General features: G+C 61.9%; 20 protein-coding genes. 8 read left to right on the top strand and 12 right to left on the bottom strand.

Annotated features, from left to right (window positions below; translation table 11 throughout):
* Positions 1 to 205: 205 nt before the first annotated feature.
* The gene (locus ACTJKL_RS13825) at positions 206 to 1144 is read left to right on the top strand and encodes a DMT family transporter (RefSeq protein WP_018094566.1); all 939 of its coding nucleotides are present in this window, start codon (positions 206 to 208) and stop codon (positions 1142 to 1144) included.
* 9 nt (positions 1145 to 1153) lie between these two features.
* On the opposite strand, the gene ACTJKL_RS13820 is transcribed toward ACTJKL_RS13825, so the two are convergent.
* The 5 genes from ACTJKL_RS13820 to ACTJKL_RS13800 all read right to left on the bottom strand — a co-directional run bounded on the left by ACTJKL_RS13820 (position 1154) and on the right by ACTJKL_RS13800 (position 5436).
* On the bottom strand, positions 1154 to 2443 hold the full coding sequence (locus ACTJKL_RS13820; protein WP_275596568.1) for an MFS transporter: 1290 nt from the start codon (positions 2441 to 2443) through the stop codon (positions 1154 to 1156).
* Between the two features lie 259 nt (positions 2444 to 2702).
* Positions 2703 to 2858 carry a hypothetical protein gene (locus tag ACTJKL_RS13815; RefSeq protein WP_411922024.1) on the bottom strand — a complete coding sequence of 52 codons (156 nt, stop codon included), beginning with the start codon at positions 2856 to 2858 and terminating at the stop codon, positions 2703 to 2705.
* Between the two features lie 37 nt (positions 2859 to 2895).
* Entirely contained in the window at positions 2896 to 3072 is a 177-nt protein-coding gene (locus ACTJKL_RS13810) for a hypothetical protein (RefSeq protein WP_440853111.1), read from the bottom strand.
* Positions 3073 to 3210: 138 nt separating this feature from the next.
* Positions 3211 to 4074, bottom strand: coding sequence for a uracil-DNA glycosylase (locus ACTJKL_RS13805; RefSeq protein WP_440853110.1), 864 nt, complete (start codon positions 4072 to 4074; stop codon positions 3211 to 3213).
* 72 nt (positions 4075 to 4146) lie between these two features.
* Positions 4147 to 5436, bottom strand: coding sequence for an Hsp70 family protein (locus tag ACTJKL_RS13800; RefSeq protein ID WP_440853109.1), 1290 nt, complete (start codon positions 5434 to 5436; stop codon positions 4147 to 4149).
* Positions 5437 to 5705: 269 nt separating this feature from the next.
* On the opposite strand from ACTJKL_RS13800, the gene ACTJKL_RS13795 reads away from it, so the two are divergent.
* The 3 genes from ACTJKL_RS13795 (at position 5706) to ACTJKL_RS13785 (ending at position 10037) form a co-directional block, all read left to right on the top strand.
* On the top strand, positions 5706 to 7370 hold the full coding sequence (locus ACTJKL_RS13795) for an electron transfer flavoprotein-ubiquinone oxidoreductase (RefSeq protein ID WP_440853108.1): 1665 nt from the start codon (positions 5706 to 5708) through the stop codon (positions 7368 to 7370).
* A gap of 560 nt (positions 7371 to 7930) precedes the next feature.
* A complete protein-coding gene (locus tag ACTJKL_RS13790) occupies positions 7931 to 8929 on the top strand; it encodes an ABC transporter substrate-binding protein (RefSeq protein ID WP_324763113.1) in 999 nt (332 codons plus the stop codon).
* 220 nt (positions 8930 to 9149) lie between these two features.
* Positions 9150 to 10037, top strand: a complete 888-nt coding sequence (locus tag ACTJKL_RS13785) for an ABC transporter permease (RefSeq protein ID WP_018094574.1) — start codon at positions 9150 to 9152, stop codon at positions 10035 to 10037.
* Positions 10038 to 10136: 99 nt separating this feature from the next.
* Here ACTJKL_RS13785 and ACTJKL_RS13780 read toward each other — a convergent pair whose 3' ends face one another.
* Entirely contained in the window at positions 10137 to 11150 is a 1014-nt protein-coding gene (locus ACTJKL_RS13780; protein WP_440853107.1) for a zinc-binding alcohol dehydrogenase family protein, read from the bottom strand.
* 100 nt (positions 11151 to 11250) lie between these two features.
* On the opposite strand from ACTJKL_RS13780, the gene ACTJKL_RS13775 reads away from it, so the two are divergent.
* Together ACTJKL_RS13775 and ACTJKL_RS13770 are read left to right on the top strand one after the other, a co-directional pair.
* Positions 11251 to 11652 (top strand): winged helix-turn-helix transcriptional regulator, encoded by a 402-nt coding sequence (locus ACTJKL_RS13775; protein WP_100672035.1) that lies wholly within the window; start codon positions 11251 to 11253, stop codon positions 11650 to 11652.
* A 139-nt stretch (positions 11653 to 11791) separates the two neighbouring features.
* Positions 11792 to 12718, top strand: coding sequence for a diacylglycerol/lipid kinase family protein (locus ACTJKL_RS13770; RefSeq protein WP_127712297.1), 927 nt, complete (start codon positions 11792 to 11794; stop codon positions 12716 to 12718).
* A 15-nt stretch (positions 12719 to 12733) separates the two neighbouring features.
* On the opposite strand, the gene ACTJKL_RS13765 is transcribed toward ACTJKL_RS13770, so the two are convergent.
* A complete protein-coding gene (locus ACTJKL_RS13765; protein WP_440853106.1) occupies positions 12734 to 14218 on the bottom strand; it encodes an ArnT family glycosyltransferase in 1485 nt (494 codons plus the stop codon).
* A complete protein-coding gene (locus ACTJKL_RS13760) occupies positions 14211 to 15230 on the bottom strand; it encodes a glycosyltransferase family 2 protein (RefSeq protein ID WP_100672038.1) in 1020 nt (339 codons plus the stop codon). The genes ACTJKL_RS13765 and ACTJKL_RS13760 overlap by 8 nt, the downstream gene beginning before the upstream one ends.
* Before the next feature lie 95 nt (positions 15231 to 15325).
* Here ACTJKL_RS13760 and ACTJKL_RS13755 point away from each other — a divergent pair, with 95 nt between their 5' ends.
* The gene (locus ACTJKL_RS13755; protein WP_440853105.1) at positions 15326 to 16276 is read left to right on the top strand and encodes a lysylphosphatidylglycerol synthase domain-containing protein; all 951 of its coding nucleotides are present in this window, start codon (positions 15326 to 15328) and stop codon (positions 16274 to 16276) included.
* Positions 16277 to 16304: 28 nt separating this feature from the next.
* Here the strand turns inward: ACTJKL_RS13755 and ACTJKL_RS13750 are convergent, their stop codons facing one another.
* The 4 genes from ACTJKL_RS13750 to ACTJKL_RS13735 form a co-directional block, all read right to left on the bottom strand.
* Positions 16305 to 17807: an AMP nucleosidase gene (locus tag ACTJKL_RS13750; protein WP_100672040.1), complete on the bottom strand. Its 1503-nt coding sequence runs from the start codon at positions 17805 to 17807 to the stop codon at positions 16305 to 16307.
* Between the two features lie 79 nt (positions 17808 to 17886).
* Complete coding sequence (locus ACTJKL_RS13745; RefSeq protein WP_440853104.1) at positions 17887 to 18207, bottom strand: YnfA family protein; 321 nt, start codon at positions 18205 to 18207, stop codon at positions 17887 to 17889.
* Between the two features lie 76 nt (positions 18208 to 18283).
* Positions 18284 to 18457, bottom strand: a complete 174-nt coding sequence (locus tag ACTJKL_RS13740; RefSeq protein WP_003527319.1) for a hypothetical protein — start codon at positions 18455 to 18457, stop codon at positions 18284 to 18286.
* 13 nt (positions 18458 to 18470) lie between these two features.
* A complete protein-coding gene (locus tag ACTJKL_RS13735) occupies positions 18471 to 18644 on the bottom strand; it encodes a hypothetical protein (RefSeq protein WP_003527318.1) in 174 nt (57 codons plus the stop codon).
* Positions 18645 to 18879: 235 nt separating this feature from the next.
* On the opposite strand from ACTJKL_RS13735, the gene ACTJKL_RS13730 reads away from it, so the two are divergent.
* Positions 18880 to 19581 (top strand): glutathione S-transferase family protein, encoded by a 702-nt coding sequence (locus ACTJKL_RS13730; protein ID WP_440853103.1) that lies wholly within the window; start codon positions 18880 to 18882, stop codon positions 19579 to 19581.
* Positions 19582 to 19648 lie beyond the last annotated feature (67 nt).

Raw genomic sequence — 19648 nt, 5'->3', positions numbered from 1 at the left:
GCAGACCCATCTTTCTTGGCAACAAGCTTTGCATATGCGGGCGAATTCATCACGAAAAAACCAGCTCCATCACGAAATTTGATCCAACATGCTGCGCAAGCACGGCTAAGGTGGCGTGGTCCTTTCGCGGCCTTGCCGCCGCGTCCTCCCGTTTCTGTTGGCCTTCCGACCGGTTCGCCGATGTCAGTTTGAAAAGTTGCGTTTCATGGATGCGGACGATGTGAGCCCGATGAAGGGGATTGTGCTCAAGGTGCTCTCCGTCGTCGTCTTCGTGTGCATGTCGACCTGCATCAAGGCTGCGGGCGACGATATCCCCACCGGCCAGATCACCTTCTATCGCTCGGCTTTTGCGATGGTGCCGATCCTTGGATTTCTGGCATGCCGTGGCGCATTGCGGGACGCGTTCAGGACCACTGATATCACCGGACACCTGGTGCGCGGCTTTGTCGGCATTCTCGCCATGAGTTGCGGCTTTTACGGCCTCGTCCATCTGCCGCTGCCGGAGGCGATTGCGATCGGCTATGCCATGCCGCTGCTCGCTGTCGCTTTCGCGGCAATTTTTCTGGGCGAGATCGTGCGGCTCTATCGCTGGTCTGCGGTGTTTGTCGGGCTCGTCGGGGTGTTTATCATCTCCTGGCCGCGGCTTACGCTGTTCAACGAAGGCGGCTTCGGGTCGGCCGAGGCCAAGGGTGCGGTCGCCGTATTGCTTTCGGCAGCGCTCGGGGCAACGGCGATGGTGCTCGTGCGCAAGCTCGTGCAGAAGGAGCGCACGCATACCATCGTCCTCTACTTCTCCCTTTCGGCCGCGGTGTTCTCGCTCGCGACGCTGCCTTTCGGCTGGTCCGAGCTTTCCTGGCAGGCCTTCGTTCTCCTGACGATCGCCGGCTTTTGCGGCGGCGTCGGGCAGATCCTGCTGACGGAGAGCTATCGCCACGCCGATATGTCGACGATCGCTCCCTTCGAGTACACGTCGATCGTGCTCGGCATAGTCATCGGCTACTTCCTCTTCGGCGACGTGCCGACCTTGACCATGCTTGCCGGGACGGCAATCGTCGTCGGCGCGGGCATCTTCATCATCTACCGGGAGCATCGGCTGGGACTGGAGCGCAAGGGCGCGCGCAAGCACGTGACGCCGCAGGGATAAAGGGATGTGCTACTCGGCGCGTTGCTCCCAGGCAGGAACGGTATCGTCCTCGATGAGTTCGCCTGCGTCCTGCTGTGCGAGCGGACCGGTGACGTCGGGACCGGGGGTCGGCAGCACCGTGGTCGCCTGAAAATCGGTCTTCGCGACGAGGCCGTCATGCTGCTCGCGCTGAAGGATGCGCCACGCGGCATAGCCGCTGTAGAGTGCAAAATACACGGCAAGCGCGATGAACAGTGCGACGGGGCCAAACCGGTCCATGACCGGACCGACCATCAGCGGACCGGAGATCGTGCCGAGGCCGTAGGTGATCATCAGCCCGGATGAAATCTCCACATATTCGTCGGGGCGGGCAAGGTCGTTGGCATGCGCGACGTTCAGCGCGTAGATCGGGAAGAGGACCGTGCCGATGCAGGCGGCGAGTGCATAGAGAACCGGGGGACTGCTCGCAATCGAAACGGACATGGCAAGGCACGACACGACGCCGGCGATGCCGCAGGCAACCATGACGATGCGCCGGTCCATCCGGTCCGAGGCGCGGCCGATCGGGACCTGCGAGATCGCGCTGCCGGCCAGAAGCGACGCGAGTAGTGTCGCTCCCTCGCCGGTCGAAAGGCCGATCTTCTGGGTGAAGACGCCGCCGAGATTGAGCCACGCGCCCGAGAGCGCACCGGCGAGAAAGCCGCCGACGACGGCGACCGGCGAGCGGCGATAGAGTGCGGGGATATCGAAATTTGCCCGTGCCGGGGGGGCCGGCATCGGCGAGGAGGAAAGGGCGGTCGGCAGCAGGGCGAGCGAGAACAGCACGCCGCAAAGGATGAACAGGGAGGTGTTGCTCGGATCGCCGAGCGGCACCAGGTACTGTCCGCCGATCGTGCCGACCATGCTGGTGATGAGATAGAGCGAGAAGAGCAGGCCGCGATTGTCGTTCGTCACCCGCTCGTTCAGCCAACTCTCGATGACGAGATAGCTTCCGGCAATCGCAAAGCCCGACACGGCACGGAAGCCGATCCAGGCGCGCCAATCGACGACGAGCCCGCACATCAGTATCGCGATGGAAAGGAGCGTTATCAGGGCTGTGAAGACGCGGACATGGCCGACGCGCAGGACGAATTTAGGCGTGACGATGCAGGAAAGGGTGAACCCCAGCGTGTAGCCGGTTGCGAAGATCGAGATGGTGAGGGTCGACCAGCTTTCCGCCACGGAGCGTACAGGGATGACATAGCTCTGCAGCCCGAAGGCGACCATCATCAGGAAGGTCGAGAGCATCAGGCTGAAAACGGAAGCGAAGTTCGCCAGCATCGGCGCTCCTGGAGAGGGGATTAAGGAGCGGCTTCGTTTCGGCTCGGCCGATGAACTTCGTCACTCCGTCAAAACGAATCGAGAGTGGCTGTAACGAAGTTCCGGGGCGCTGTCGATTGCGACAGGGAATGGCGAAATGGCGCAGCCGGAAGGCTGGAGCGGGATGAGGAAAGTGTGTGCGGATTTCCGCCCGCATCCGCGTTCCACCAATTGGAATCGATCACGTTGGTTTCAGGTCGATCCGGGACCCAAACGAGCCCTATCTCGGCAGCAACTGGCTCGCCGCGCCGTGATCGGCGCGGCGCCCGTCGCTGGCGATGCTCAGGCGGCTGTACTCGCGAGACGCGCGGACGGCGGTGCGAATGTCGGAGATCGTGTCGACGAGACCGCGAATGCTGTCGAGCGGCTTGGACATGATCGTTCTCTCCTGCAGTCTTTCCGGCGCAGGGCGTTCAGCGCTGGATGAATTCGGCGTAGATCTGAGCCGGGCGGGTCGTCCGCGCGAGACCGATTGCTGTCAGCTGCTCGTTGGCAGCCGACCCGAAGCTGTTGAACGGCGCGCGCGAGGAGGCACCGGCGTAGCGGAGCGTCTCGAAGCTGCTGTGAATCGGGCGATAGCGGGCAGTCATGGTTCAAATCCTTATCCATTCCTCCCGTCGTGCTATATTGCGGTGCAGCATTGATTTTGCAATGCGCTAAAACGCCGCTCAGACATGCGCAAATCGCATGGCTTTTTTCACACCTTTTTCATAAATCGAGCAGTTGGATCAGCCGAGGCGCGACTTGAACGCCAGCAGGTCCAGCCAGGCAAAGCGCTTGTTGACGGGAGCGGCGACAAGGTCCTGCGGATGCAAGGTGGCGAGCGTTGGAATGCGGGTGCCACCAAAGGTGAGCTCTCGCCATTCGCCGCGCAGTTGATGGATCGTTTCGCCGCCGAAGAAGAAGCGGGCGGTGAAGTTGCCGAGCAGAAGCAACTGCTTGGGTTCGGCCAGCGCGATCTGACGCTCAATGAACGGCCGGCAGATATCCGCCTCGCGAGCGCTCGGAACGCGGTTTCCCGGTGGCCGCCAGGGCACGGCATTGGCAAGAAGCACGTCCTCGCGCGAAAGGCCGATGCCGGACAGCATGCGTTCGAGCATCTCGCCGTGCCGCCCCGCAAAAGGGCGGCCGTCGCGGTCGTCATCCGCATAGGGCATCGGACCGATGATCATGACACCCGAAGCAGCACTGCCTTCGGCAAAGACGAGGTTGCGGGCGCTGTTCCTGAGGTTGCAGCCGGCAAAGGCCTCCATGGCGGTGCGTAGCTCTCCCAGCGATCGCGCTGCATCGGCGACGAACTGCGCCTCCTTGATGGCCTGCTCGTCCGGTATCGCAACCACCGGAGGGGATGCCGGAGGCGCGGGGCGACGCTCGCGCGAGGGGGCGGCAAGGGGAGCAGGCTGCTGCGGTTCGACTGCGGTCGCGCTGGTTTGCGGCACGGCGCGGCTTTGCGCGCGCCTGATTCTCATCGCCTCGAATTCAGCGAGCCGATCGACCGGTTCGTCTTCGAGGAGCCACTCGACACCCGCCTCCGCATGGAAGGCGAGAAGGGCAGCGAGTTCGGAGCGGGAGAGGTCGTTGGCCGAGATCATGAGGCGAATGTAACAGATCGGTGGGCGTGGTCCACTGCACGTTACTCAAATCTGTGGTGGCAGGGACTGCCTTCAGGCCGCCGCTGTCCAGGCCGCGATGTCGTTGCGCTCGCCGATAAGCGCCAGGCCATGGGCGATCGACAGGAGCTCGCCGCCGCTCTCGATGCGCTCTTTGCCGAAGCGGTTCTCGAAGAGACGGCGAATCGCCGGCACGAAGGATGTCCCGCCGGTCAGAAACACCTTGTCGATCCCGTCCGGTGTTGTCGCAGACGTTGAAAGGACCTCGTCAAGCGCCTCCTCGATGCGGGCAAGGTCAGGCGCAATCCAGGCTTCGAACTCTTCCCGGTGAACGGTACGGCGTGCGCGCTCGCCCAGCGGCGCAAAGGCGAATTCGGTCTCCTCAGCCTGCGAGAGCCGCATCTTGGTGGCCGAGACCGCCTGATAGAGTGGATAGCCTTCGTCGTGCTCGATGAGCTCCACGAAGGACTCCAGCTTTTCCGGCTCCAGGCTTGCGCGCACCAGTTTTTTCAATTCGGTGAAATCTCTCAAGGTCTTGAAGATAGAAAGCTGATTCCAGCGGCCGAAATTCGCGTAGTAGCTCGACGGCACCTCAAGCAGCTTGTCGAAGCTCTTGAACAGACTCCCCTTTCCGATGAGCGGCGAGACGATGTTGTCGATAATCCGGAAGTCGAAATGGTCTCCTGCGATGCCGACGCCGGAATGTCCGATCGGCGTTGCCGTCAGTCGACCGGCCTGGCTCTCGAATCGGATGATCGAGTAGTCGGTGGTGCCGCCGCCGAAGTCGGCGACGAGCACCGTCGCGTCGCGATCGAGGTTGCGCGCGAAATAGAAGGCGGCCGCGACCGGTTCGTACACGTAATGGACTTCGGGAAAACCCATGCGGGTAAGCGCGCGATTATAGCGTTCGAGGGCCAGTTTCTCGTTCGGATTGGCGCCCGCAAACTGCACGGGACGGCCGATGACGACACGCCTGAAGGTGGACTCCCAGTTACTGCCGGCATAGTCTTTGAGCCGCGTCAGGAAACGCTGCATCAGGTCCTCGAACTCGTAGCGCTTGCCGAAGATCAGCGTGCCCTGGAAGAGCGCGCTCGCGGCAAAGGTTTTGATCGACTGAAGGAAGCGGCATTCGCCCGGATTGTCGATGAATTCGCGGATTGCCGCCTGTCCTGCTTCGACTTTCAAGGGCGAGGGACCGGCATCCTTCAGGAAAGAGAGCGCCGTGCGCGTCGTGTCCGATCTCCCGATCGGGCTTTCCACGACGATGGAGCGCGTCGAGGCGCCGTCGGCCTGCGCCAGTACCGAATTGGTCGTGCCGAAGTCGAGGCCTAGGGCGAATGCCATGATCGTCTCCGTCTTGTCGGTGATGCGGCTTGCGGGGTGGGGCGGGCCTCCTCGCATGCGAGCGCTGCAAAAGCAAGCTGCCCATCGGCCGGATCCGCCCAGATGGATTTACGTTTACGTTCAAGTAACATAGTAATCTCATGAACTCATGCGCAAATGCAGAGACAGTCTGTCGCATCCCGGCTCGACAAGGTTTACGGCATTTGTCATGACGGGATGATTTGGCCGGGAACGGAGCCGGCAGAAGACCGGCAGAACTGGAGAGTGTAATGACCGAGCAACAAGAACTCCCCGAACGCGAGAGCATGGAATTCGACGTCGTGATCGTCGGGGCGGGACCGGCTGGTCTTGCGGCGGCGATCCGGCTGAAGCAGGTCAATCCGGAACTCTCGGTCGTGGTTCTGGAGAAGGGCGCCGAAGTGGGCGCGCATATCCTCTCCGGCGCCGTGGTCGACCCGATCGGCATCGACCGGCTCTTGCCCGGCTGGCGCGACGAATCGGACCACCCGTTCAAGACGGAAGTCACCGACGACCAGTTCCTCTTTCTCGGCCCCGCCGGTTCGGTCCGCCTTCCCAATTTCCTGATGCCGCCGCTGATGAACAATCACGGCAACTACGTCGTCTCCCTCGGCAATGTCTGTCGCTGGCTGGCCACCCAGGCGGAAGCGCTCGGCGTCGAAATCTATCCGGGCTTTGCCGCGACCGAGGTCCTCTACAATGACCAGGGCGCGGTGATCGGCGTTGCGACCGGCGACATGGGCATCGAGCGCAACGGCGAGCCGGGGCCGAACTTCGCCCGCGGCATGGAGCTGCTCGGCAAGTACACCCTCATCGGCGAGGGCGTGCGCGGCTCGCTCGCCAAGCAGCTGATCGCCAAATACAAGCTCGACGAGGGGCGCGATGTGCCGAAATTCGGCATCGGCCTGAAGGAACTCTGGGAGGTGAAGCCGGAAAATCATAGGCCCGGCCTCGTGCAGCATTCCTTCGGCTGGCCGCTCGGCATGAAGACCGGCGGCGGATCCTTCCTCTATCACCTCGAGGACAATCTGGTCGCCGTCGGTTTCGTCGTCCATCTCAACTACAAGAACCCATATCTCTATCCGTTCGAGGAGTTCCAGCGCTTCAAGACGCATCCGGCGATCCGCGGCACCTTCGAGGGCGGCAAGCGGCTCTCCTACGGCGCACGCGCCATTACCGAGGGCGGCTACCAGTCTGTGCCGAAGCTTTCCTTCCCCGGCGGGGCTCTGATCGGCTGCTCGGCCGGTTTCGTCAACGTGCCGCGCATCAAGGGCAGCCACAATGCGGTGCTGTCGGGCATTCTCGCGGCGGAGAAACTCGCCGAGGCGATCGCCTACGGCCGCGCCAATGACGAGCCGATCGAGATCGAGCGCGGCTGGCGCGAGAGCGCCATCGGCCAGGACCTGAAACGGGTCCGCAACGTCAAGCCGCTCTGGTCGAAGTTCGGCACCGCTGTCGGCGTGGCGCTCGGCGGTCTGGACATGTGGACCAACCAGCTCTTCGGCTTCTCCTTCTTCGGCACGCTGAAGCACGGCAAGACCGATGCGCAATCGCTCGAGCCGGCCGCCAAACACGAAAAGATCGACTATCCGAAGCCGGATGGCGTGCTGACCTTCGACCGGCTCTCCTCGGTGTTCCTGTCGAACACCAATCACGAGGAGGACCAGCCGGTGCATCTTCAGGTGAAGGATTGGGATCTGCAGAAACGCTCGGAATACGAGGTCTATGCCGGCCCGTCGTCGCGCTACTGTCCGGCCGGCGTCTATGAATGGGTGGAGAAGGACGGCGAGCCCACCTTCGTCATCAACGCCCAGAACTGCGTCCACTGCAAGACCTGCGACATCAAGGACCCGAACCAGAACATCAACTGGGTGCCGCCACAAGGGGGCGAAGGGCCGGTCTATCCGAACATGTGAATGTTCGGAGAGGCGGGCCCGCACGGACTCCCGTGATGAGAAGCGGGCGAAGGGCCGGTCTATCCGAACATGTGAATGTTCGGAGAGGCAGGCCCGCACGGACTCCCGCCATGAGAAGGGTGGCGAAGGGCCGGTCTATCCGAACATGTGATGTTCGTGGAGGCAGGTCGAACGCCCCTGTCCGAACACGCAATTGCACTTCTGGAAAGGCCGGCGATCGTTCGCCGGCCTTTTCGCATATCCTTCTAAGTCGTCCAGCTTCCGACGTTGATGATGGGGGCTGCCGGCAAATGAATTTAAAAAAGGGGGTTAAACCCATCAATTATTTGTGTAGTTTGACAAACGGCAGGAATGTCAGCCGCTGACGCAAATGGGAAAGTGTTCGCCGGAAAGACACGATAGCAATGTGGGCGGTACCGGTCCGAACAGGTATCGGTTGACCCGCGAGCTGTCGCGCCCCGGCATCGGATCGGGGCGGGTGCTTGTTCCGTTCACTGTCAGCAGCTGCGGTGAGGCTGGCAGTCCGCCATAGAGACACCGCCAAAACAGAGGGAGCCGAAATGAAAAAACTTCTTGCAACGACATGCCTGGCCGCCGGTCTTTTGGGACTCGGCAGCGCGGCATCGGCGGCGGAATGCGGCGATGTGACGATTGCCAACATGAACTGGCAGAGCGCCGAAGTCCTGGCGAGTGTGGACAAGTTCATTCTGACCGAAGGCTACGGCTGCAGTGCGGAGCTCGTCGTCGGCGACACGGTGCCGACCATCACGTCGATGATCGAGAAGGGCGAGCCGGATATCGCGCCGGAGGGCTGGGTCGACCTGCTGCCGGACGTGGTGAACCGCGGCCTCGAAGAAGGCAAGCTCGTAGGCGCCGCAGTCGCGCTTTCGGATGGCGCCGTACAGGGCTGGTGGGTTCCGAAGTACATCGTCGATGCCAACCCGGACATCAAGACGATCGACGACGTCCTGAAGCATAAGGAACTCTTCCCCGATCCGGAGGATCCGAACAAAGGCGCGATTTTCAACGGTCCTCAAGGGTGGGGCGGCACGGTCGTGACGACGCAGCTTTACAAGGCCTATGGCGCCGAGGCGGCGGGCTTCACGCTGGTCGATACCGGCTCGGCGGCCGGCCTCGATGGCTCGATTGCCAAGGCCTACGAGCGCAAGCAGGGTTGGGTCGGCTACTACTGGGCCCCGACAGCGCTGCTCGGCAAGTACGAGATGGTCAAGCTCGAGCATGGCGTCCCCAACGACATGGCCGAATGGAAGCGCTGCAATACGGTTGCGGATTGCCCGGATCCGAAGAAGAACGATTGGCCGAAGGACAAGGTCCAGACACTGGTAACCAAGGAATTCGCCGACCGCGCCGGCCCGGCCATGGAGTATCTCAACACCCGCGCCTGGACGAACGACACGGTCAACAAGCTCATGGCCTGGATGACCGACAATCAGGCGAGCGGCGAGGAAGGCGCGAAGCACTTCCTCGAGGAAAACCCGGACCTCTGGACCAAGTGGGTCTCGCCCGAAGTCGCCGAAAAGATCAAGGCTGCCCTCTGATCGACTCGCCTCGAATGAACGGCGCGCGTAAAAGCGCGCCGTTTTTTGTTTTCTGCTGCGTAGTTTTCGAAGGAAGGCGCAAGATTTCGTTCACCGCATGTCGGTTTGAGAATAAGATTGCGCGGCTTCATCGTTTACACCGCGCGTTAGCGTTAAGAGGCAGGCGGCAAAGCAATAACAACCATAAGCCGCCCAAAAGAGTGCGAAGGGGAATCGACACATGGAATGGCTGACCAAATTTCCGCACATGGACGACGATCGGCTTCGGCAGTTGAAGAAGATAATCGACGAAGGGTTCCGTAGCTTCACACGCGCCTATGGCGACGCGATCGAATCGTTCTTCGACCCGCTCCAGTTCTTCCTGATCCACGCCGAACGGTTCATGACACGAACGCCCTGGCCGATCATTCTCATACTGATTGCCGTGATCGCCTGGTTTGCCAGCCGCAACTGGAAAATCGTTGCCGGCGCCGTCGGTACCCTGCTCCTCATCGGTTATCTCGACATGTGGGACGACACGATGAAGACGATCTCGATGATCTTCGTCTGTACGGTCCTGTCGATAGCGATCGGCATACCGATGGGCATCATCATGTCACGTTCCGATCGTTTCCAGAACATCGTCAATCCGGTGCTCGACGTGATGCAGACGATGCCGAGCTTCGTCTACCTCATTCCCGTCGTGATGCTTCTCGGCATCGGCAAGGTTCCGGGGCTTATAGCCGTCGTCATCTACGCGATCCCGCCGATGATCCGCCTCACCAATCTCGGAATCCGGCTGGTCGACAAGGATGTGCTGGAGGCGGCGGACGCCTTCGGCTCGTCGAACTGGCAGAAGCTGAAGAACGTGCAGATGCCGCTGGCGCTGCCGACGATCATGGCCGGGATCAACCAGACCATCATGATGGCGCTCGCCATGGTCGTCATTGCTTCGATGATCGGCGTTCAGGGCCTGGGTCAGCCGGTCTTGAAGGCGATCGCCAACCAGTATTTCACGCTCGGCATCTTCAACGGCCTCGCCATCGTCGGAATCGCCATCATCTTCGACCGGGTGAGCCAGGCTTACGGGCGCCGGCTCCAGCGCCACCGCGAAATCATTCACGGATAGAAGCACCAAAGAACTTCCCCTCCCCAGTCCCTCCCACTTGTGGCACTTGTGGGGAGGGGTTGGGGAGGGGCCTTGCAGACGGCCCACATCGCCACCGGATCAGAATCCGGCGAGCACCAGCTTGCCGCGCGTGCGGCCGGTTTCAATCATCTGATGCGCCTTCCTGAGCGTTGCCGCGTCGATGGGGCCGAGCGTCTCCGTTAAGGTCGTGCGGATCTTGCCGCCATCCACCAGTTCCGCGACCCTGTTCAAGAGGTTGTGCTGCTCGATCATGTCCGGGGTCCCGAACAGCGGACGCGCAAACATCATTTCCCAGTGGATCGAGACGGATTTGCGCTTGAACGGCATGACATCGAGGACCGCCAGGTCGTCGATCAGCGCAAAGCGCCCCTGCGGCGCGATCAGCTTGACGATCTCGTCGAAATGCTTGTCGGTGTTGGTCGTTGAAAACACGAAGGCCGGCGCGCCGAGGGCGAGCTGCTCTACCTCGGCCGCAAGCGGGCGGCTGTGGTCGAGCACATGATGGGCACCGAGCTTCAAGGCCCACTCGCGGGTTTCGGCGCGTGAAGCGGTGGCGATGACGGTGACATTGGTCAGAGCGCGCAGCAACTGAATGGCGATCGAGCCGACGCCGCCGGCGCCCCCGATGATCAGCACCGCGTTCGCTGCTCCCGGTACGGGATCATTGACCCTGAGCCGATCGAAAATCGACTCCCAGGCGGTGATCGCCGTAAGCGGCAAGGCGCTGGCGGCCGCGAAATCGAGCGAATGCGGTTTCCGCCCGACGATCCGCTCGTCGACGAGGTGAAACTCCGCATTCGTCCCGGGCCGGCTGATGGCGCCTGCGTAGAACACTTCGTCGCCGGGTTTGAAGAGCGTAACCTTCGGGCCGACCGCCTTGACGACGCCGGCGGCATCCCATCCGAGAACCTTCAGCTGCTCCGGCTCCGGCTGAACGCCGGCGCGCACCTTGGTGTCGACCGGATTGACGGAAACCGCCTTGACTTCCACCAGGAGATCGCGCTCCCCCGGCGTCGGCACAGGCAGGTCCACGTCCATCAGCGCGGTCTCGTTGGCGATGGGTTGCGGTGTCTTGTAGGCGACGGCACGCATGGAATGCTCCTTTTTAAATTGAACAGGAGCTACATGGCCCCTATGCTCAATGCACACAAGAATGCACAAATTTGGCCTATAGTGTCGAAAAGGATACCGTATGTCCCGGCCGCGCGCGAAGCTGACGAACACATTTCCGGGCTGCCCGGTCGAGTCGACCTTGAGTTTCATCGACGGCAAATGGAAGGGCGTCATCCTCTATCACCTGATGAGCGAAGGCGTCCTGCGCTTCAACGAACTGCGCAGGAGGCTGCCGAGCGTGACGCCGCGTATGCTGACCAGGCAGTTGCGTGAGCTGGAGGAGGCGGCGCTTCTGTCGCGTACGGTCTTTCCGGTCGTTCCGCCGCGTGTCGACTACGCCTTGACGCCGAGGGGAGAAAGCCTGAAACCGGTGATCATGGCCCTGAAAGCCTGGGGCGACGAGAATGTCCTCTGCGACGGCGATCGCATGACACTGAAGCCGCTCGAATCCCGCTCGGGGCCAGAACTCAAGCGCGCGTGATCGCTTCGTTGAAACTTCCGTACGCCGAAGCGGCCGGCGATAAGGCCGCCCGCACTTTTCGTCCGCATAGCTCTGGAAACCCCCGCTGCCGCTCTTATCTGAGAAGCTGAACGCACTCGCATGACGGAGGCAGCAGCCCTTGAAAGTCAAAGCCATCTTCAATCGAGATGGGGGAACTTTCCGCACGACGGACATGGATGCCTACAGCAGGAAGGTCGAGGAGGACTTTCGGGCGGCCGGCCACGAGATCGAGATCGCCGTGGTCGCAGCGGATGAGATGCGGGACGCGTTGGAGACCGCTTGCGGACGGGACGATCTCGACGCGATCGTCGCCGGCGGCGGCGACGGCACGATTTCTGCGGCAGCAGGCGTGGCCTGGAAAACCGGCATGCCGCTGGGCATCGTCCCCGCCGGGACGATGAATCTCGTCGCGCGCTCCCTGAAGCTGCCGCTCGATATCTGGAAGGTTCCGGAGGTGCTGGCCAATGGCCGAATCATCGATGCCGATATAGGCAGCGCTGACGGCCGCGCATTCGTGCATCAGTTCTCGATGGGGCTCCACGCCCGCATGGTGCGTTATCGTCAGTCCTATCGTTTCGCGTCGCGACTCGGAAAGATCAGCGCCAGCGTACGCGCCGCCATCGGGGTAATCTTCAACCCGCCGGATTTCGAGATCGAATTCGACGCGGACGGGCACCGCGAACGCCGGCATGTTTCGGCGATTTCCGTTTCAAATAACCATTTCGGCCACGACACGCTGATGTATGCGGAAGACCTGACGAGCGGCCACCTTGGCTTCTACACGGCGCCGCCGCTAAGCCCTGCGGGCGTGGCGAAGCTCTCCTTCGACATCCTGCGCGGAAAATTCAGGAGCAGCACGCTGATCACCGAGATGAGCGCTCTGACGGTCGACCTGCACTTTCCGAAGGTGGATCGGAAGATCAACTGCGTCATCGACGGCGAGCTTATCCCGATCAGAAGCGGCAAGGTCGCATTGCGCGTTCACCCCGGTGAATTGAAGCTGCTGGTCGGCTCGCAGGAGAGCAATTTCGGGAACCCCGTGTAGCGGCTTCCCGCGCGTCTATTCCGCGACCCAGATATAGCTGAAGCTGTAGCGGTCCTCGCCGGTCCCGTAGAGATAGGGCAGCGCGAGGTGGCGCGGTGCCGCGGCCGCGTCCGGAATGCCAAGTGCGGAGAGAGCGTTCCGCAACAGGTCGGGAACGGGTGCTTCCGGCTGTGCGTCGTTATGCCAGACCGCGAGAAGGGGCCTTTTCGACATATCGACCGGAAGCGCATTCGAGGGGCTTGGCATCGTGACCTGTGCTCCGCTGAACTGCATTCGGAGATTTCCCGCGATCTGCTTGTCATTGGCGAGGATAAGCGCCGGCTGGCCTTCTGCCTGTGCCACCGCTTCGGCCAATGCGGCGTAGGGTATGTTCAGCCTCGAATAGTCACCAAACCACGGCCGCACGACCGCTCGCGCCGACACGAGCACGAGTGCGCCCAGCACGATGACTAAGACCAGCAGAAAGAAGCGCCTGAGGCTGTCTGTAAGGTCGATATTCGCCGCCTCGATCTTCAGGCAGAGATAAAGCGGAATGAGAACGAGGAAGAGGACCAGCCATTTTTCGCGCACATGCGTGGCGGCCACGCCGAGTACGACCAGCAGGACCGCGATCAGGCAAAGGGCGAGCATCCGCCCGATGATCCTGCTCCACGGGCTTTCCGCCTGCCAGATCGCGCGGAACTTGCCGCGGAAGACGAGGCCGAATACGAGCAGCGGCACCAGGCTGCCGCCGATGACGGCGGAGCCGAGCGAATAGACGCCGTAAAAGGCCTGAAGCAGAAATCCCTCCGCCTCGCGCTCCCTCATCTCGTTCAAGGTCCCACCCGAGGCGAAACCGAAATTCTGCAGCATCCAGTAGGCGTGGGGCAGAACGATGAGCGTTGCTACCGCAATCGCCGGCAGAATGCGCCAGTCGAGTATCCGCGCCCGCAGCTCCCGTTCCGGCAAAACGGCGACGATCGCCGCGACCGGCACGAGGACGAAGTTGTACTTCGCCATCAGGCCGATACCCACCGCAACGCCGGTGAGAATATAGGAGAAAAGGCTGGGCCGCTTCAGCGTCTTCAGGAAGCTGTAGAGAAACAGCGAGACGGCGAAGAGTGCTGCGACCGTGTGGGAAAGATCGCGCTGTGCGAGTAGGAAGATCGGGGGCAGCGTAAGAACGCCGAGCATTGCGATCGGGGGCAGACGGCGGTCGGTCAATACCAGCCGTGCCGCAAGGCCGTAGAACAGACAGCAGAGAAATAGGAGCCCGTTCTTGAGGATGGTCATCGTCGCCAGCGAGGTCCCGATCACCTCTGCCAGTCCATATTGCAGCCAATTGTAGAAGGGCGGCTGCGGTCCGTATCCGAGGGCGAGGAACTGAGACAGAAATGCCTGTTCCGCCTCGTCGATTTCCAGCGAGCTCGAGACGGAGACCCGCAGGATGATGCACAGCAGGAAATAGCCGGCAACCGCCAGGACGACCGCTCCAGGGCGTCGATTGACCGCTTCAAGCACGCGGCTGCTCCCGCTCGAAAGTCTGGCGCACGATGTAACTCGTCATTTCATCGTCGCGGAAATAGGCGCGCGCCATCATCTCCGAGAGAATGCCGGTGGTGATCAGCTGGACCGAAGAGAGGAACAGCATCACGCCGACGATCAGCATCGGACGGGTGCCGATGTCGTTGCCGAAGATGAACTTGTCTATCGCTAGATAGAGAAGGATCAGCACACTGAGACCGCCGGCAGCCAGGCCGATGGAGCCGAAAAAGTGCCCGGGCCGCGCCTTGTAGCGCATGAAGAACAAGACCGCGAGCAGATCGAGAATAACGCGGAACGTGCGCGAGATCCCGTACTTCGAGCTGCCGTAATGCCGCGCGTGATGGGTCACCGGCATCTCGCCGATCCGACTGCTCGGCACGACACCCGCCACCCAGGCCGGAATGAAGCGGTGCATTTCCCCCATCAGCTTCACCTGCTTGATGATGGAACCGCGGTAGATCTTCAGGCTGCAGCCATAGTCGTGCAATCTCACGCCCGTGATCTTGCCGATCAGAACGTTGGCGCACCAGGACGGGATCTTCCTCAGAATCAGTGCATCGCGTCGGTTTTGCCGCCAGCCGACAAGGAGGTCGAGCCCGCGCTCTTCTATCGCCGCGACCATGTTGGGAATGTCCGCCGGATCGTTCTGAAGGTCGCCGTCGAGCGTGGCGATCAGCCGGCCGGACGCCGCGTCGATCCCCGCCTGCATTGCGGCCGTCTGGCCGAAATTCTTCTGGAGTTCGATGATCTTCAGTTGCAGGTCGGGGTGTGAAAGCTCCTTGCGCGCGTTCGGCAGGGTTCGGTCCGTGCTGCCGTCGTCGACGAGGATGAGTTCCCATGACTTCAGGAACCCGGCCATTGCCGCCCGGATGCGCGTGACGAGCGGTCCGACGCTCTCCTCCTCGTTGAACACCGGCACGACTATGGAGAGCTCGACACCCTCCAGGACTTCGGTCATCGGCTTCACGGGTTCTTCGATGCGATTCAAGAGGGCAGTCTCCGGTGGGCTGGCAGGTTTTCTTGCATACTTCTGAGGTTATAACCAATGTCGAATCGCATTGCTGATACAGGAAAACGGTCTCGATGAATACGAACTGGGAGCGCAGCCGGCGGTCGTGGCTCGCGCGCAACCGTCTGGCACTGATTTCCGCTGCGGCAATCGCGGCTTATGCCGTCTTCGTGGAGTGGGTCTGGGGCTGGCCGGTATTGCTGCGGCAATGGGCCGAAATCGGCGTCGTGCCGGTGCTCTCGGCGCTAGCGCTTCTCGTCGCCACCTATCTCATCCGTTGCTATCGGATCCACGACTACTTCCCGGGCGAAACCAGGGGCCGGTTTCTGTCTCTCTTCCGGGTGACCCAGGTTCACAATCTGCTCAACATCATGCTGCCGTTCAGAGCGGGCGAAACGAGCTTTCCCTTGCTCATGCGCAGCGAATTCGGTGTGCCGCTGGTGCGTGGTACCGCAGCGCTCTTCGTCATGCGGCTTCTGGACCTGCACGCCCTGCTGACCGTCGCTGCGGTGGGTCTGGTGGCCGGGCGGGGCCCAGGGGCGATCGGCTGGGTTCTCTGGCTGGTCGCTTTTCTGTCGCCTCTTGCCTTCTTTCTCATGAAGGAGAAAGCTCTCACCGGGATGCGCCGTTTCGCGCCGGCGAAGGTCGGTCCGCATCTGGACGAGGTGGAGGCGGGCCTGCCGATCGACATTCCCGCTTTCCTGCGGGCTTGGGCGATGACGATGCTGAACTGGGCGGTAAAGGTCGTCGTTCTCGCCTGGGTGCTCGCGATCATGGGGGTCGCTCCGCTCGCCGCCTCCTTCGGCGGGGCGCTCGGCGGCGAATTGTCTTCCGTCCTGCCGGTGCACGCGCCGGCGGGTGTGGGAACCTACGCAGCGGCGATCGTCGCCGGTGCGGTTTCCTTCGGAGCGGATCACGCGACGCTCGAGACGCTCGGCCGCGCCAGCGTCAATGCCCACCTCATGGTCATCGTGTCCGCGGTAGTCGGCACGCTGCTGTCGCTCTTCCTGCGGCCGAAAGCGTGAAACGCTTCTGAGCGACAGGATGCGGGCTCTACTGGAACGAAGTCTCGTAGAAGCTTCTGAGCTTGCGTGAATGGAGCTTCTCGGAAGGCATCGCCGCCAGCTTCTGCAGGGCCAGGATACCGATTTTCAGATGCTGGCTCACCTGGGTCCGGTAAAAGGCGCTCGCCATGCCGGGCAGCTTCAGTTCGCCGTGCAACGGCTTGTCGGACACGCAGAGCAGCGTCCCGTAGGGGACGCGGAAGCGGAACCCGTTGGCGGCAATGGTAGCCGATTCCATGTCGAGCGCGATGGCCCGGGCCTGCGAGAGTCGTTTGACCGGCCCGCGCTGATCGCGCAGTTCCCAGTTGCGGTTGTCGATCGTCGCGACCGTGCCCGTGCGCATGATCTGTTTGAGGTCGTAGCCCTTGTAGCCCGTCACTTCGGCGACGGCGTCCTGCAGGGCAACCTGCACCTCGGCCAGTGCCGGTAAGGGAATCCAGACCGGCAGATCGTCATCGAGCACGTGATCCTCGCGCATATAGGCATGCGCCAGCACGTAATCACCGAGCCGCTGGCTGTTGCGCAGGCCCGCGCAATGGCCGAGCATCAGCCAGACATGCGGCCTCAACACGGCGATATGGTCGGTGATCGTCTTGGCATTGGATGGGCCGACGCCGATATTGACGAGAGTGATGCCGCCGTGCCCCTTCTTCTTCAGATGATAGGCGGGCATCTGCGGCAGGCGGGCGAGCGAATAGTCGGCATCCGGCCGGTCGGCACCCGCGGGGGTGGTGATGTTGCCGGGTTCGATGAAGGCGGTGTAACCGTTGCCGCCCTCCGCCATCTGCTGGCGCGCCCAGGCGCAGAACTCGTCGACATAAAACTGATAGTTTGTGAAAAGCACGAAGTTCTGGAAGTGCCTGGCGCTGGTCGCGGTATAGTGGCTGAGGCGCGCGAGCGAATAGTCGATGCGCTGCGCCGTGAAGGGCGCGAGCGGCGACGGCTCTCCCGGACCCGGCTCGTAGGAGCCGTTGGCGATCTCGTCGTCGGTGGTCGTAAGATCCGGCGCGTCGAAAAGGTCGCGCAGCGGAATGTCGATGCCGTCGGCCGCAGACGCTTCGACATGCGCCCCTTCGCCAAAGGCGAAATGGAGGGGGATCGGTGTCGAGGATTCCGACACCGTGACGGCGACGCCGTGGTTGCGCATGAGATGGCCGAGCTGTTCTTTCAAATAGTGCCGGAACAGTTTGGGCCGGGTGATGGTCGTCGTGTAGACGCCGGGCGCGCTGACATAGCCGAAGGAAAGCCTCGAATCGACATGTCCGAAGCTGCTCGTCTCGATGCTGACCTGCGGATAGCAGGCGCGGAAACGAGTGAGGGGCCTGCCGCTTTTCCCGAGACCTTCGAAGGCTTCGCAGAGGAAGCGAGTGTTGCGTTCGTAGAGCGCTTCCAGACAATCGACGGCCTGGGTCGCATCGTCGAAGAGCTGCGGCTCGAAGGGTTCAGGGGTGGCGACGGAGAGGACGGAGTGTGAAGAGATTCGCTTGTTCATGTCGCATTATATGCAGCACCTTTCGACAAGCAAACGACAAGAGTGCTGTTTTTTGTTCTACAGCGCCGCACGTTGTACTTCAGCGCGGCCCCGCGAGAATGATCGCGCTGCCGGCGAGCGCCACGGCGGCGCCCGTCATGTCCCAGTGATCCGGCCGGACGCCTTCGGCAAGCCAGAGCCAAGAGAGCGACGCGACGATGTAGACGCCGCCATAGGCGGCATAGGTGCGGCCCGCCGCTGCCGCGTCCACCATCGTCAGCAGCCAGGCGAAAAGCGCAAGCGAAGCCATGCCGGGAATGAACCATAGCGTGGATTTGCCAAGTCTCAGCCAGGACCAGAAAGCGAAGCACCCGGCGATTTCGGCAAGAGCTGCGGCAAAATAGATAGCGTATGCGGGCATGGCTTACAGGTCCTCCCGATCAGGAGAGGAGCGCACTTTCAACCGATATGCAAGGACCGAAGGCGGCGTCTCGAAATCAGCTCATCGCCTGGCGCTGGAGGGTGACGAAAAGAACGAAGCCGGCACCGTTCTTGCCGATGCCGTAACCGGCGGCTTTGCTGTAAGCGACCGCTCCGATGGGAGCGATCAGCAGGCCCGCGAGTATCAGGAGCCTGAGCGAAAGAATGGCAGAGGAGACGAGCGCGGCCATTCCACAGCTTCCTTCAGAGTTTGGCTTGGCAGTATTGCGCCGTGTGAGCGGTGCAATCCGTGAGCGAACCGATATAGGTGTTCTGGCGGCGGCGTTCCGTGTCGGCGCCGACTGCGGCGGCAAGCGTCATCGCGAAGACGACCATGAGCAGGCTGATAATGGTGAGGCGGCGAGCGAGAATGTCCATGGTTCCGTCCGTTGAAGCGAGACACGTTCAAATCGATTGATCGTCTTTTCGCACAACCAAACTGAACTCTGGCTGAGACGTCCGTTCATCTGGCGTTCATCTAAGCAGCGCCGGAGATGTGCAGCGGTTTAGGGAGAACGATCATGCACTTAAACGAATGCGCGCCGGACTGCGGCCTTGCCGATGAGCCGTCGTGTTCCTAAGTCTGTCCTTCCGACAAATCAGGAGAGACGCGATGACCGCTCCGATCGAGCTTTATTACTGGCCCACGCCGAACGGCTGGAAGATCACCATAATGCTGGAGGAGCTCGGCGTTCCCTACGTCGTCAAGTACATAAATATCGGCCGGGGCGATCAGTTCCAGCCGGACTTCCTGAAGATCTCGCCGAACAACCGGATGCCGGCGATCGTCGATCCGGACGGTCCGGGCGGCGAGCCCATCTTCGTATTCGAATCAGGAGCGATCCTGCAGTATCTCGGCCGCAAATACGGCAAGTTCTATCCGTCCGACGAGCGCGCCCGCGTCGAGGTAGAGGAGTGGCTCTTCTGGCAGGTGGGCGGCCTCGGCCCGATGGCGGGGCAGGCACATCATTTCCGCCAATATGCCCCGGAAAGAATCGCCTACGGCATCGACCGCTATACCAATGAAGTGAACCGCCTCTACGGCGTGATGAACAAGAGGCTCGCCGACCGGCCGTTCCTCGCCGGCGACTACTCGATCGCAGACATGGCCGCGATCGGTTGGGTGATTCCGCACGAGAACCAGGGCCAGGACCTCAACGAATTCCCTAACCTGAAGCGCTGGTTCGACGCCGTACTTGCGCGCCCCGCGGTGAAGAAGGCCATCGAAGTGGGCAAGGAAGAGCGGGCTCGCCAGAAAAGCCTCGCCGAGGACGAAGAGGCGCAGAAGGTCCTATTCGGCCAGCGCGCCCGCTAATGCGGGGGCGCGGGAGGGGCGAACAATGCCCCTCCATAGGCGTATCTGGTGCAGCGCCGCCCGTGTT

It is taken from the genome of Sinorhizobium sp. 22678, assembly GCF_052044265.1.
GTDB lineage: Bacteria > Pseudomonadota > Alphaproteobacteria > Rhizobiales > Rhizobiaceae > Sinorhizobium > Sinorhizobium meliloti_A.
Note: the sequence above shows the minus strand (reverse complement) of the source record. Positions and strands in the feature narration are given on the sequence as shown.